Origin of the sequence: Siminovitchia sediminis (genome assembly GCF_042680885.1) — a bacterium.
GTDB lineage: Bacteria > Bacillota > Bacilli > Bacillales > Bacillaceae_C > Siminovitchia > Siminovitchia sediminis.
In genome coordinates this window covers 20,685-35,611 of sequence record NZ_JBHUEO010000068.1, presented here as the reverse complement: position 1 = coordinate 35,611, position 14,927 = coordinate 20,685, and the positions used below count along the sequence as shown (strand labels likewise).

At 37.0% G+C, this 14,927-nt stretch carries 11 protein-coding genes and 2 pseudogenes; 9 read left to right on the top strand and 4 right to left on the bottom strand.

Annotation, left to right across the window (positions count from 1 at the left end; all coding sequences use genetic code 11):
• Window positions 1-124: 124 nt before the first annotated feature.
• The 8 genes and pseudogenes from ACFSCZ_RS16605 to ACFSCZ_RS16565 form a co-directional block, all read left to right on the top strand.
• Window positions 125-376, top strand: a pseudogene (locus ACFSCZ_RS16605) (aldehyde dehydrogenase family protein); the annotation flags it as partial.
• Between the two features lie 75 nt (window positions 377-451).
• Window positions 452-1,630, top strand: coding sequence for an acyl-CoA dehydrogenase family protein (locus ACFSCZ_RS16600; protein ID WP_380775509.1), 1,179 nt, complete (start codon window positions 452-454; stop codon window positions 1,628-1,630).
• Window positions 1,631-2,475: 845 nt separating this feature from the next.
• The gene (locus tag ACFSCZ_RS16595) at window positions 2,476-3,687 is read left to right on the top strand and encodes an MFS transporter (protein ID WP_380775506.1); all 1,212 of its coding nucleotides are present in this window, start codon (window positions 2,476-2,478) and stop codon (window positions 3,685-3,687) included.
• Between the two features lie 945 nt (window positions 3,688-4,632).
• Window positions 4,633-4,815, top strand: a complete 183-nt coding sequence (locus ACFSCZ_RS16590; protein ID WP_380775504.1) for a hypothetical protein — start codon at window positions 4,633-4,635, stop codon at window positions 4,813-4,815.
• A gap of 21 nt (window positions 4,816-4,836) precedes the next feature.
• Window positions 4,837-5,235, top strand: coding sequence for a hypothetical protein (locus ACFSCZ_RS16585; protein ID WP_380775502.1), 399 nt, complete (start codon window positions 4,837-4,839; stop codon window positions 5,233-5,235).
• A gap of 438 nt (window positions 5,236-5,673) precedes the next feature.
• On the top strand, window positions 5,674-6,027 hold the full coding sequence (gene tnpB / locus ACFSCZ_RS16580; protein WP_380775499.1) for an IS66 family insertion sequence element accessory protein TnpB: 354 nt from the start codon (window positions 5,674-5,676) through the stop codon (window positions 6,025-6,027).
• Between the two features lie 59 nt (window positions 6,028-6,086).
• Window positions 6,087-6,473 (top strand): annotated as a pseudogene (locus ACFSCZ_RS20170) (transposase domain-containing protein); the annotation flags it as partial.
• Between the two features lie 398 nt (window positions 6,474-6,871).
• Window positions 6,872-7,303 carry a GNAT family N-acetyltransferase gene (locus tag ACFSCZ_RS16565; RefSeq protein WP_380775496.1) on the top strand — a complete coding sequence of 144 codons (432 nt, stop codon included), beginning with the start codon at window positions 6,872-6,874 and terminating at the stop codon, window positions 7,301-7,303.
• A gap of 1,687 nt (window positions 7,304-8,990) precedes the next feature.
• Here the strand turns inward: ACFSCZ_RS16565 and ACFSCZ_RS16560 are convergent.
• The gene (locus ACFSCZ_RS16560) at window positions 8,991-10,286 is read right to left on the bottom strand and encodes an MFS transporter (RefSeq protein WP_380775494.1); all 1,296 of its coding nucleotides are present in this window, start codon (window positions 10,284-10,286) and stop codon (window positions 8,991-8,993) included.
• 311 nt (window positions 10,287-10,597) lie between these two features.
• Complete coding sequence (locus ACFSCZ_RS16555) at window positions 10,598-11,038, bottom strand: RrF2 family transcriptional regulator (RefSeq protein ID WP_380775492.1); 441 nt, start codon at window positions 11,036-11,038, stop codon at window positions 10,598-10,600.
• 231 nt (window positions 11,039-11,269) lie between these two features.
• Between ACFSCZ_RS16555 and ACFSCZ_RS16550 the strand changes: the two genes are divergently transcribed.
• Window positions 11,270-11,554 carry a class I SAM-dependent methyltransferase gene (locus ACFSCZ_RS16550; RefSeq protein WP_380775490.1) on the top strand — a complete coding sequence of 95 codons (285 nt, stop codon included), beginning with the start codon at window positions 11,270-11,272 and terminating at the stop codon, window positions 11,552-11,554.
• A 985-nt stretch (window positions 11,555-12,539) separates the two neighbouring features.
• Here the strand turns inward: ACFSCZ_RS16550 and ACFSCZ_RS16545 are convergent.
• Together ACFSCZ_RS16545 and ACFSCZ_RS16540 are read right to left on the bottom strand one after the other, a co-directional pair.
• Window positions 12,540-13,721 carry a M20 family metallopeptidase gene (locus ACFSCZ_RS16545; RefSeq protein ID WP_380775488.1) on the bottom strand — a complete coding sequence of 394 codons (1,182 nt, stop codon included), beginning with the start codon at window positions 13,719-13,721 and terminating at the stop codon, window positions 12,540-12,542.
• A gap of 904 nt (window positions 13,722-14,625) precedes the next feature.
• Window positions 14,626-14,700, bottom strand: a complete 75-nt coding sequence (locus tag ACFSCZ_RS16540) for a hypothetical protein (RefSeq protein ID WP_380775515.1) — start codon at window positions 14,698-14,700, stop codon at window positions 14,626-14,628.
• Window positions 14,701-14,927: the final 227 nt, after the last annotated feature.

The following is a 14,927-nucleotide window of genomic DNA, read 5'->3' as shown; positions in this document are numbered from 1 at the left end:
ATTCCCCCGGCCGGGGGAATGTCTTTAATCACTAAGTGGCTCACCCATGTCATAGGTGGCTCTATTTTATGTCACAAGTGGCTCAAAAAGATGGCAAAGCTGGCTCTATCCCATGGCAATATTCAATGAAGTCATTGAACGTGCAAATAACAGTCCTTATGGGCTTGGGTCGGGACTTTGGACCATGAACCTAAAGAACCCTCACATTGTCGCTGGCAAGTTAAAAGCAGGATCGGTGTGGGCCAACTGCTACAACTTAACGAATGCCGCGGTCCCATTTGCTGGATATAAATAATCCGGAATTTGACGCAAGATGGGATCTTCCGCTTTGGAAAATTACACAGAAGTGAAGAGCGTTTGGATCCACTTAAACTGATAGAGAGATTCCAGGCATATAGTTGTCGGAAGTACCCTCCTTTTTTAACAATAAACAATAAAGTGAGGTAAAAATATGGTTAATCTAACAGTAGAAAAAGCGTTTAACGTGGAAGAACTTTTTGCCGCAGCAAGAAAAGTGGGGGAAGTTTCTGAGAAGGAATATAAAGAAGCGGAAGCGAATGCAACGGTTTCACAGAATGTTATTGATGCAATTAAAGATGCAGACATCCATAACCTTCTATTGCCGAAGTCGTATGGCGGCCCACAAATTGATTTGAAAACGTATGCAAAATTAATACGGATAATTTCTAAACATAACCCTTCGGCAGGATGGTTGGCGTCTCTTTATTCGATTCATAATGTATGGGTTTCTTATCTTCCAAAAAAAGCTCGAGATGAAGTGGCGGGGAAAATTAATGCTGATATTTTTGCCCCAGTAGGTAAAGTAACGGATAGTGGCGATCATTATATTTTATCTGGAACATATAACTTTGTAAGCGGCTGTCTATACAGTGATTGGATTGGAGTTAATGCAATGATCTTTGAGAAGGGAAATAGTATACCACAGCAGCTTTGTCTGGTTGTACAGGCTTCTGATATAAAAATAGTAAAAAACTGGGATACGCTTGGGCTTCGTGGTACAGGAAGCAACCAAATTATTTTAGAAAATGTTAGGGTTCCGAAATACCGTGTGCTAAATATAACAAAAATCCATACGGAATACGCACCTCCGGAAGATTTAACAAGTGAGGATTACCCACTTTTCGATATGCCATTTTATAGTACGACTTTCATGGGATTTCCAAATGTGGCATTAGGAGGAGCACAAAGGCTTTTGGAGGAATTTAAGAAATTTACGGAAAAAAGAACCCGATTGGATATGGATGGAATGAAAGAAAAAGAACATCCAAGAAGCCAAAGAGTATATGCAACGCTTCAGATGAAATATATCCAGGCAGAAACATTAATGAATCGCTATATCGAAATGCTTGAACAATTTGACAGAGATGGCGATATTGGTCCTGCAGATTTTGGTGCCATACGAGCGGAAATTATTCAGCATTGTGTGGACATTGCCACAAAAGTCCTTCTTGTGATGGGAGGATTTGCAACGTATCGCGGAAACCCGGTTGAACTCTTTGTTAGAGACGTTTTATGTGTAGGTACACATACGACTTCTCTCTATGAAGACCAAATGTCTCACTTTGGCAGAAAGTTATTTGGTTTTGACACCACATTTGCTCTAGGATAAGCAATGGAAAGTTTTGCAGCTGGAGTTACGGTAATTCCAGCGAAATTGAATGGGAATATGCATGAAATGACGGCAAATGCTTTTATGTGTCTTCATCACTGAATCTAAAGCTTGTTGTTATCTCATTGAAAGAGTATGCTCCTATGTTATAGAAAATAAAAGCTAGCAGACAATTCTTTGTCAACTTGTTGTCTGAAAGTGATGAAGCATGTCAGATTCAAACAGGCTTCCAGTTTGTCGTTGAACATATCAAGAGATCTCAATCAAAAGCTGGAGATTCACGTCCCATTGTCTTTTTTACGGGATAGAAAAGTATAAATTTTAGATGAGATTTTTATTTTAAACTGTGATGTGTTATGTCAAGCAACGGACAGGATGTCGCTTCCTGAGCCCGCCTTCAGGCGCCATCGGGTCAAGGTCGCTTTACTTCATCCAATGAAGTCTGAAGGACGACCTCACTGTCTGGCCCTCCGGCGGACAGGACGTCCTAGTTCTACCGAAGCGACAGGAATCTGAAAAATGCAAGAGTCAAGTTTAGTACTATTTATAGTTTGGTACTTCAACTATTCTATTTGGTACTGTACACCAGCCTTTTTAAAATAAATGTTAAAGCTTTGAAGTCCCAAGGCTTGACGTAAGTAGGCTAAAATCAACCCACTACTAGTCCCGAGCTAAGGAAATCTGTGCTTAGCAGTTGATGGATTTGTAAGTTAAATCAGTAAAATAAAGTAATTTAACGGATCAATAGTGCAATATTGGTAATGAATTGAATGGGTTAACTTTAAACTGATACAGGGTTATTGCACCTTGTATCAGTTTACATAAGACTAGGAGGACATTTACCTATGAAGGTGAATCAGTGGTACGCTTTAACACTTATAGGAATAGCTGTTTTATTTTCTATGAGTCTATGGTTCAGCGCTTCTGTTATTGCTCCGGCTTTGAGAGAGGCTTGGCAATTAACATTACTTTCGGAAGCATGGCTGAGTGCGGCAGTACCAGGCGGTTTTGTTATTGGCTCCTTAATTAGCTCCTTTTTCGGAATCTCAGATCGATTAAATCCTAGGAAAATATTTGCCGGCTCGTCCTTATTTGGTTCAATATTTAATATTTTAATCATTTTTGTAGACCAAGCATATATTGGTATTATTCTTCGAGCTCTGACAGGAGTCACTCTAGCTGGGGTTTATCCTCCTGCAGTCAACTTAATTACACAATGGTTTCCAAAGCAACGAGGTTTAGCAACAGGTGTTTTGATTGCTGCACTAACGTTAGGGTCTTCCTTACCTCATTTTATCTTACTATACTTTAATAATATAAATATTAATGTGGTAATTATTTTAAGCTCCTTGCTTTCTATAATAGCAGCTATAATAATAAATTGGTTTGTAATGGATGCGCCCATTGCAAAAATTAATATTAGATTCTCTATTAAGTTATTAAAAAAAGTAATTTATAATAAACCGGTAATGCTCGCTAATTATGGGTACTTTGGGCATATGTGGGAGCTATATGCCGCATGGACATGGTTGCCTCTATTCCTAAATACTAGTTTTCTTAGTTATTCTTCATCAATAAATCCTTTTCTTAGTTCCTTAGTTTCTTTTCTATCAATTGGTATTTGCGGGGGGATTGGATGTATTATAGGAGGATTTGTGGCTGATAAAATTGGGCGGTCTAACCTCACTATCATTGCAATGGCAATGAGTGCCTTTTGTGCATTCAGTATTGGATTGACTTATGGAAGCCATATATGGCTAACTATTTTATTCTCTCTATTGTGGGGGAGCTCTGTAATTGCTGATTCAGCTCAATTTTCCGCCGCAGTTTCAGAATTTGCAGATAGAGAGTATATAGGAACTGCCTTAACGTTCCAAATGTGTATTGGCTTTTTATTTACCATTGTTTCCATTAATATTATACCATGGCTCCAAACCATAATTGGTTGGGAATGGGTCTTTATAGTATTAAGCATAGGTCCAGTTATCGGAATTTTCTCAATGATCAAACTAAGATCTTACGAGAACGCCAAATTATACTTGGATCAAACTTCTTAATGAGTTTAGTATACAGCAATAATTGCTAAAATAAATGGTGAAAATGATTGATCGAAGCGATTACACTATTAAGCCCTGGTCCATATCCGGTATTAATGATTTCACTTTTATACGCTATGCATGGCACGTTAGCTTGGGACTGTATTTAGACAAAGAATCAAAGCTCGAGCGCGGATGTTTTTCAAGAAAAGTGACAATTGCTTTAGAACGATGGACCCTGCTTATAAGGATTATGACTATGTGTCTTCTGGATAAGGTTTTAGCACATCTTCCAGGAATCGTTGAAAAGATTAGGATCAATTGGCCTGTTCATCCCGATCGATGCTGTATACTTTGGCCTCCTTGTGTGATTATAGCTAAAAATAATGGTTGATTTTAAATAGAACAGGCATCAAAAAGTCTGATGAAAAACCTGATACAAACTCCTTCAATTTATTTTAGGGTCAATACTTAATTTATTATGTTTGCCGTTTCTTAGAGGTATCAGATGAATAGCTATTGGTAATTAGTTCGTTGATAATTATTCCATGAAGCTCTGTTTAACTCTGCATGATTTTATTGGCACTTTCTTATCATTCCCAAAAAGAGCTTTTAGCAATAATTGCTTATCTAAAATTATTGTTAATTCTAGTAGTATTTAAAACTCTAATATCTTACAAATTAAAAAGCCTCTTTATATATAATTTAAATTCGGTTTTGACTATAAAAATTACAAAAGTCAGTATAAATGAATATAAAATATAATTCTATTAACTATAGATGTTATCATATCAATCTTTTTAAAGTTTGTATTTATTGTGTAGTGCAAAATAGAAGTGGCAGAGTTATGAAACATAAACGTACATAACTTTGTACTTTATTTAAAAGATAAAAAGACCTTGCCAGCCATTCAAATCTTCTCTACTGTAGTTGGTGTCGAATCAATCACAGTGGAGGTCTTAAGGAATGCTCGCAATGTCCGAAATCAATTGTATCAAACTTTTAATGAATCAGAAATCATTTTCTATCAATAAAATAGCCAAAATTTTGGGAATCAACTGGAGGACTGCCAAGAAATATGCAGATGACGACCAAGTCCCTCAGGAAAATGTTCAAAAGAAGAGCGGCATGATGTACGAAGAGCCATAGGGGGAGATTGTCTCTGGCTGGTTGGCTGAAGATGAGAAGCTGAAGAGAAAGTCAAGAAGGACCAACAAGAAAATCTTTGAGGAGCTTCAGAATATGGGGTCCACCGGTTCCTATCGCACGGTCTGTTACTTCATCAAAGATTGGCGTGAAGGCAAGGAAAAGGGCGATGAGGACAGGGATTGGAATGCGGAACGGCTACATCATCCGCCGGCTGAGGCACAGATGGATCTTGGGATGACAGAAGCAGTAAAAGATGGGAAGGTCATCGATGTGCATTGCCTACTTCTGACTCTCCCTTACAGCAACGCAGCCTATTGCGTGCCATTGCCCAGTGAAAATCAGGAGTGCTTTTTATATGGGTTACAGACAATCTTCCACCAATTGGGCGGCGTTCCCAGAAGGTCCGAATTGATAACCTGAAGGCGGCAGTAATTCGGCCCAGGGGAAAAAATGAGGAAGCAACATTTAAAGAAGAGTTCCTCCAGTTTGCCGGCTTTTAAAGATTTGAAGTGCAGGCCTGTAATCCGCGGAGCGGACATGAAAAGGGGAATGTGGAAAACAAGGTGGGGTATCTCCGTTATAATTTTGTGGTAAGCCCCCAATCAAACAACGCATATCATGATGAAGCATCTCCTAGTATGATCAATGTATCAACCAAGGAGGTGCTTTCTTAATGCCGTAAAAACCAATTACCATCGTCCCCGTAACATTGCATCCCCTACCAGACACCAGCCTTTCAACTGTTTCTGCAAATTCCACCGGTCTCTGTACGATTAAACTGGGAAATGCCGAAATCACCTTCCAAAACGGCGTGGAGGGGCGCATCATCCAAACGATCATAAGGGAGTTGATCCAGCGATGAGACAGGATTATACCTCTGTCCAAAACATCTATATCATTTGCGGGAAAACCGATATGCGAAAAGGAATTGACGGTCTGGCTGCGCTCATCCAGGACTCTTTCGAACTTGACCCATACAGCGACTCCATTTTTCTGTTCGCCGGCTGGAAAAAGGACCGGTATATATGTCTGTATTTTGATGGGGATGGCTTCGCCATGCTGTATAAGCGATTGGACAGCGGAAAGCTTCAATGGCCAAGGAATGAACAGGAAGTAAAGAACCTGACCCAGCAGGAGCTCCGCTGGCTGCTCGAAGGTCTGTCCATCCAACAGCCAAAAGCGATTCAGCCTTCGCCACAAGGCGCATTTTAAAATTTTCATCCGCACTCCTGACCCGTTATAATAGAAGGAACAAAACCGGACGGAAAGTGGTGAATGATGTGGCAAGCGATCAGCAATCCGAAAAAATCACCCGATTACTGGAAGAACAACTAGTTGTTGCGAATCAACAGAATCAAGCCTTATCGAAAAAGCTGGATCTATCGCTCAAGCAGATCGAATCGCTCACACATCAAATTTAACACTTAACCAAACTCCTTTACGGATCCAAAACGGAGAAATCCAAATACAATGCGCCCAATGGGCAAGGATCCCTGTTTGATGAAGATGATTCCCCTTTTCCTAAACCTGAGCACACAGAAGAACAAAGCCAACAGACTGTTTCGTACACTGTTGTCAGAAATAAAGCTAGGAAAAAGAGGAATGATTCCTTGTGTGACCATGTGGAGGTGGAGTGCATCCATCACCATCCCGATGACAGGTTTGCTTAAGGATTTTGGGATTATAGTTAAAAAGTGGAATCCCTGGTAGTTACAATCAAAAGAGTTGTAATAAACCGAAATTTCTTATATGCTGTTTTTGGCACTACTTTTTTCCGCTGATGACTTGATTAGAAATAAAATTGAATAATGAATATGCTGTTGGTGCAAAAGTAACACATTATTGTATGAGTAAGTAGAAGTTTTTACTTGTTTTTTTAACAGAAAGAATTCAGTTGTCCAATCGATAAATTTAATTGTCTATGCGGGGATACTTTCGTTGCAACAATGAATTATCCGTCAACAAAAGCTAATACGAGATTCAACAACTTATTTTTAAAAGCAGATGGAAACTATCCAAATAGAAAGAATCTAATTAGAGAAAAGAGTGATGTTTAATGGAAATTAAAAATGCAACAATGGAAGATTTTGATATTGCATTTGATTATATTGAGAAGCTATGGACGTCTAATGAATATGATAAAGAAACAATTAGGAAGGTATATCAAGAAGTATTGGAAAATGAAAATGATTTTGCATTTTTCCTTTATGATGAGGGAAAAGTAAGAGGATTTTGTCATGGAACTTATTTCAATACGTTTTGGCATTCGGGAAAATCTTGTTACGTATCTAGTATTATTTCTAATAAAGAAGACCGTGGGAAAGGATACGGACGCAGGTTGATGGATCATGCTAAAAAATTAGCTGAAGATATAGGGTGTACTGCAATGTTTTTAGATACAGGTCTTGCCAGAGAAGAAGCGCATCGTTTTTATGAGATCTATGGTTTTGAAAAATGTGCATATTGTTACCAACTAAAACTCGATTGATTATTTGATACACTGCCAAATTCAGTGTTTAACCAGACACCGGCTGATGCATAATATCATTGAACCAACTTTGCCATTTTATTAGATATTAGACTTTAATTCTTCTCAAAAACATCTATCGTCACCAGGAATTGGCGAAATAGATCATGTTAATCATTCAGAAAGACTGGCTCCATAAAGGGGTTTTGACAAACATGGTACAAAGCATGATTGAGTGACTGACGGTAACAGAATACAAGGGAAACTCTAAGCCCCCTCACTTAAGAGAAAGGGGCTTAGTTTTATTGGACAAAGTGATTTATATTGGCACCACACAAAACCGGGGCGGAAAACTTTTTCGACTGTTGGAAGTGACTGATACTAAAGGGGAACATCCTACGCTTTAACCTGGCAGCAGAAGAAATAAGTGGAAGCCGTTTGTCACGATGGGCAATTGAACTATTTCAAATAGCCCAAGCAACATCTAGAGATCAATGACTTCTATAGAATAAGCGAAACTGCGACTCCTATGAATTTGGTTTAAATTGAAGACACACTGAAAAGCATTTTAACCGGACGGTCCCCATACATCCGGTGGAAGCTGGAGAAAAACCGTTTAAAACAACTGGGCAGATGGGAGTTACCTAAATCGAAATCAACGGTGAAAGGGTTCTTGGTTATGAGCCCGAAACCATTGAAAAATAATGGATGGGAAACATATGGATAACGAACAAAGTGTAAAAATCATATCAGTGAAAGAATTAGCTCGAAAGGTATCAACCATGAAGATCTTTTTATTCTTGACGCCCGTATTACAGATGATTTTGATGACTGGGAGATTGAAGGACCAAATATTGAAATCATTAATAAGCCCTATTTTGAACTCTTGGGAGGGGCAGACCCTGTCGTAGAGATGCTCCCAAAGGATAAAGAAATCTACGTAGCTGTGCAAAAGGCTGCTCGTTACGATTTGTTGCAGAACAAATAATAGAAGCCGGGTTTAGTGAAGTATATATTGTTAAAGGCGGAAGAAAGCATGGAGTGAACACCTTGAACCGGTTAAGATTGGCGCTTTAAATGAGGGAGCGATGTTTGTAAACATTTGTTAACATAAAAGTAGACTGAAATGCTCCCAGGAGTTGAGAAAATATAGGAGTAAGTGTTGGGCCATTGAAACTCTCAGTGAATACTATGAAGAAAAAGATAGATGAGAAGGCAGTTGTTAAAATACTGCAGAAAAGCTTAAAAGTATTAAAAAATAGCAAACGGGGATGTTAATTGATTCAGGAATGTAAAAATGTTTCGTACACTTAAAACCGCAACAAGAATAGTAAAACCAAAATGGGGGTAAATAATAGCGAAAAGTGACAGGAAATTGATGGAAAAACCCTTATGGGTAACGGTGTGATAATTCTTATTAATGGTGGATTTATTCCCAATAGGAACATTACATTTAAAGGATACATAGGAGGCTAGATTTATGAGAGCACCTTTGATAAATCTTACGATCCTTGGAGATAAAGGATGTCAAACTTCTCTCCATAAAGGGTTATGATTAGGTTTTGTTTAGAGTGCAATACGTTTCGGTCAATCCGTATGCTATCTGTCCGAAAAGGCATCTTCAAAAAAAACCATGATTACTCTGATAATCCCAGCAACCTATACTCCTATGAACCTTTTTGATTAATGAACCACTAATGTTAAAGATTTAAATATTATTAGTCTTTACTGCCTTTCTCTTTTTCAGGTTTACCCATAAGATGACTGGAATTAGCATGAATGAAAGATAAGCACCGATAAAACCTAATATCGTATAACTAGAGAACGCAACAATAAAACTTGATAATATGCTGCCGGCAGACCCGCCAATCGCAACACCAACGTCAATGGACCCTTGTATTTTAGCTCGGTTTTGAACATTTGTTGAATCAACAACAATTGTCGTTCCGCTAATCAAACCAAAGTTCCAGCCTAAACCTAGCAAAACGAGTGAAATAGTAATCCATACAACTGATTCTCCCGGAACTAATGCCGCTAATAACCCTGCAGCTGCTAATGTAACAGCAGATGCTCCAACCATCTTCATACGTCCTATTTTATCAACAAGTGAACCTGTAACTAGTGAAGGAAGATACATCGCTGCAATATGAAGGCCAATTACTAACCCAACAGCTGATAATCCACTACCATGGTGCTGCATATGAACGGGTGTCATTGTCATAATGGCTACCATAACAATATGAGTTAAAATTAACACAATCGCTCCAACCATAACCCCGGTGCGCTGAACTTGTTGCTTAGAATGATCTGTAGTAGGCGTTTCTGCCTTTGTCTTATTATTTTCTGCTATTGCACGTGCTACCATTAATGGGTCGGGTTTTAAAAATATAAAAAATACAAGTCCCGCTAGAGTATAAGCCACCATTGCGAGTAAAAATGGTCCTGCGAGTGTGGGCATACCTAAACCTTCAGCTACATGCCCCATTGGCGTAACTAGGTTAGGACCAGCCACAGCACCGAATGTAGTTGCCACCATTGCGATACTAGCCGCTTTTGCACGTTGATTTTCTTTTGCTAAATCGACACCTGCGTACCGTGCTTGTAAATTCGTTGATGTACCTGCGCCATAAATAAATAACGAAATTAATAAAAGTATAATACTATTTAAATTTGCTGCTACTACAACACCGAGTGCTCCAAGTCCTCCGGCAATAAATCCAAAAGAAAGTCCAATTCTTCTGCCAAAAGAATTTGTAACTCTTCCAACAACATATGCAGAAAGGGCAGAACCTAGAGTAAATAGTGCGGTTGGCAATCCTGTTAAACTTTCAACACCGAACATTTGTTGAGCAAGTAACGCACCAACTGTAATACCTGCTGCTAATCCAGCCCCTCCTAGCGTTTGTGATAGTAATATAACAAGTAACGTTCGTTTATATAAAGCCTTTTGTAGACTTTCTGAACTTGCAATTTTTTGTATATCTTCTGTTTGAAATTTAAACATTATTTTATCCCCTCTATCCCTAATATATGTTAAAACATATAATTTTATCAGTAAATTACTTTTACGCACCCCCTTAAAAATTAATCAGGATATTAAAGATACCTAATGTCCTTAATTGTAGTAAAAAAATTTAAAAACTAAAATAATAAGTAAAGCTAGGTTAGACATTCAACAATATTTTTATAGGGTCTTCCAATGGTCTTCTTTAAGAAAATTTTATTGCATTACATCTTAGATACAACGTAACACTGACCTAGTGGATTGCCCTTTAATTAAAGTTATTAAAGACTAATATCCTTAATTGAAATGTATTAACTTGATTCAGAATTTATAAATGAAATTGTCTTTTCATCAACTTTTTTTATAATAGCTTCCAATGTTTGTTCTTTAAGATGTTCTTCCATTTTTCTTTCTGCTTTCTCCATTACTTCTTGAATTAAGCAATGATGGTTATTGTGCAAATCATTATCTAAACTACAATTAAATAATGACGCTGTTCCCTCAATAGCATGGATAATTTCTAAAAAAGAAATATCCTTTATATTTTTTACTATTTTATACCCACCATTTACACCTGGCGTAGATTCAACAAAACCTGCTTTAACCAACTTTGTTAAAACTTTTGAAAGGTAAGTTGGCGATACCTTCTGAATTTCTGCCAAAGGGCGTACTCCAATTGTTTTTCCGTTAGGTGCTAAAGCTAAAAATACCATGGTATGGAGTGCATAATTCGTTGCCTTGGAATACTTCAAAATCCCACCTCCAATTAAAGACTGAATGTGTCTATAATATTATTTTTTCTAATATTAGTCAACCATTTGAATTATCCTATGTTCAGGCCAAGTTTCATCTGTCATCAATATGAATGAAGGTATAAATTAACGAAGCCGTTTAAACTACATTAAGAAAAATGGTTTTTTTTTACAGCGACTATTATTATGATATAATGCGAATGATTTTCATATGAGAAAGGAATGGAACCTATGGATACACTAGAGATATTTGAACAAAAGCTGAAAATCAGCAATCAATCAATAGGAACGGATGAAGAGAAATGGGACCACATGGCAAAAACGTATTATCATAATCAAGTACACGGAAGCACCTACTATTCTGATGCAGTCCCCCGTTTGTTGGAGCATAAGGGAATACTGAATAAATTATCTAGTGTATTGGATATTGGTGCGGGGTCGGGTCGTTACGCAATCCCTTTAGCAAAAAAGTGTCAATCTGTCCATGCGTTGGATTTGAAAAGGCTCCAATTATAAATTCTAAACACTGGAAAAATTCAAAATTTCATCTGGCAGTATCGGACGATAAAATTCAATTTGTCCCTTTGTTCTTCTTCCTTCTTTTTATTTCGATGAAGTGTGGAAGCCAAATCCGTAGCATGCTCAAATAGCTGTACAATCGGAACATAGCGTGATGTCTCTTTAATACGGGAAAAGATAGCTTCTTGGTCTTCCAACTCACCGAATTTGCATGGAACAAGACTGAGCACAATTTGAGGAGAATATTTGGAATATGTTCTAACGATGTGAAATCGCCAGAACGGCCGTTATGTGAAAAAAGGAAAAAAGGGGATCAAGGTGCTTGTACCAAAAAGGACCACAGATTTTGAACGGGGAGATAAAGAGGTACAGCCTTAAATTTGCAACCAGGGAGGTAAAAGAAAAAATCGTAGTTTACCAGTTGGGGGATTGCGAGAATCTGTAACGCTGGAAGAGCGTTTGTTACAAAATTGTAAAACTCATGGGCTTTATATATGCTATCTATGGAAGATGAAGAAATTGCAAAAGCATTTTTAGAAATCATTGCGGCAAGATATAAATAAATATGGAAATCCGGTGTGCCATTCATACTCTGATACCCACATGTAGTGAAATGGTGTCAAACTAGAGTCATTTTGCTGTAAACATTTTACAGAAATATACTACCACCTTCATTGATGAAACTTTTTAATTCATATTGGCCTAATAGCTATTTAAATAATCCGCATTGGATTTCGAACTGATCGTCTTTGACTACGGAATTTTTAGATAATTAATTATAAAAAAACCTCCTGTATCGTATTGTCATACTTATTTTTGAATGCAAATTTTATTATACAAGAGGTTATTCTATTTATGGTGCTAGCTCTCCTGCCCTCAGAAAGTGGCTCATTTTTCCGCACTGACTGGCTCAAATCATCTGCAATAATCAAGGATTCTAGATATTAATTGATTGGGGTAGTCGAATTCCAGCAAATCAACCTTATTCCTCAAAGGAAACCATAGTTTCTATATAAACTTTTGCAGCTTCAACCAATTGGTGAATTGATACGTATTCGTTCTCTTTATGGGCTAGTTCCACACGTCCCGGACCAAAGATTACTGTATCTATTCCTGTACCTGATTTCCGTAATTCAGTTCCATCTGTAGTTCCTAGAAAGCCTCCGTATAATATGGGCAAATCTATATTCTTCATGGATTTCTCCATAGTGGTTACAATAGAGTCATTCACGGGTGTTTCCCAAGGATCTCTAGTTTCAATAATTTCTATACTTGAGTCAAAATCTTGAACTTCTTCCCTTAATTCGTCTAGAATTTTACCAACTTGTAACCATATGTCTTGCGATGTTTGACCTGGTACTAGTCTGACATCAAGAGTAATCGTACACTCATCTGGTATGATTGCCGGTCCTAGCCCACCTTTAATTTCGGTAACATTCCAGAAAGAATTCCCTAATAATTCATGTTTATCATGAGGAATTTTATATTCATTTAATCTATTGATAAAAGTTACTGCTTTATCAATAGCATTAATTCCCTCTTTCGGTACAGAAGCATGTGCAGTTTTACCCTTTAATTTAATCTCAGCCCAAGTTCTGCCTCTGCAAACTGGATGCAGTTCCAAGTTAGTAGGTTCACAAACCACCATTTTTTTAGCGTTCTTAATAAAATGTGTATTTATCAATTTCTTTGAACCCAACATAATTGTTTCTTCGTCGACCGTAGCTACCAATATGATATCATTTGGCGGTACTATTCCATGTTCAGATAATGTACCCAGCGCTACCATAGCGGATCCAAGTCCTCCTTTCATGTCTGTGGATCCTCTACCATAAAGATTGCCATTAATAATTTCACCTCGAAAAGGATCAGTATTCCATAATTTCGTTTCATCTTCACTAACAGGTACAGTATCCATATGTCCGGTAAATATAATTGCTGGATTCTTTTTCTCTCCCTTTAGTTTACATATGACATTAAATCTTTCTGGAGCTACCTGTTGTATCTCTGACTCAACTCCTTTAGATTTCATATAATCAAGCACATAATTTCCTATTTCCTTTTCAACATTATGAGGAGGCATTACACTATTTATGCTTACCAAATCTTTGACAACCTTAATGACTTCATTTTGATCAATCAGTTTAAATGCTTCTCTTATCATTAATATCACTCCTTTTTAAAATGAGTGGAGGCTTTGCTAATTAGGCCCTTTTTCTACTCGTGGAATAAAAATAACACCCGGCATGGTTGATGGCAGAAATCGTCTCAATAAGGATTAAGTCAAAAAGTTCTAATAAATCTAGTCTTGAATTTACAATACTTGTTACCCGGATTAATTAATGCGTTCTGGATGAGAATTAAAATCTTTTCTTAGTACATTTATTTCATTTTCTAGTCATCAACAGATGTATAAACCATAATTAATCTTCCATTTCAACCACCTCACCATTTGTACCTCTTTAATAAAGCTTTTTATTATGTCATATTTAAGCATCTAAGTGTCATAAGCTCTTAGAATTTAAAAAACAATGATGTTTTCCAACAAAAAGCGCTTTCAATATTAAAATCATTATAAGTTGGCAGGCTGCAGGTGGTCAATTATTTCTGAATATTTAATTTATTGGAATAAGTTATATACGTTATGGAGGAATTCTCTAAGTGGTCATTACCGAGAAAGGTAAAATTTAAATCTTAGTAAAGTGAGTCTTTATTGTTATTATTATAAGCAACCAAATTACTCCATCATAGGAGTGGATAATATGTTGCTAAGAAATGAAAATGCTTCGGATGTCCAAATTTTCATGGCAGGAAAACCCTTATATGGTTTAGATCAGTTTACCAACAGATAAAGATGAACAAAGTTTCTTCACCTGAAAACCAAATTGAAATTTGTTGATATTGGCTAGAAAAAAATAATTTTGAATGGGAGGAAGTATCTTTTTATTTTAAACTAGACAGTAATGTTCAGGATGAAATTAGAAACATTAACAAGCGTTTGATCTATTATAGTTTTGTTTATACTCAATCGAGAGCTTACATATTATATCCAAAAATTTTTGTCCATTTCAGCAAGTCCTTTTTCCGAATTGGTTTGCCCCCGAGAATGCGCCTTTTTTATAACTAAAAAGGTTGGATTCTATTAAAGTTAGAAAAAGTGCAGCATAATTAATTTGAAAAACCGCTGATTCCTTCTATCACTTAATTTATGGATACGTTTAGCAATAAAGCTTTTTTCCAACTCAGGATTCACCCAAGGGTAAAACAGTTGTATATACCTGTGATATTTGCTCAATAGTTAGTTAAATGAATGATGGACTATTTACAACTAGACTTTTTTTGAATACCACGTATCTTTTTTTATTTTGGC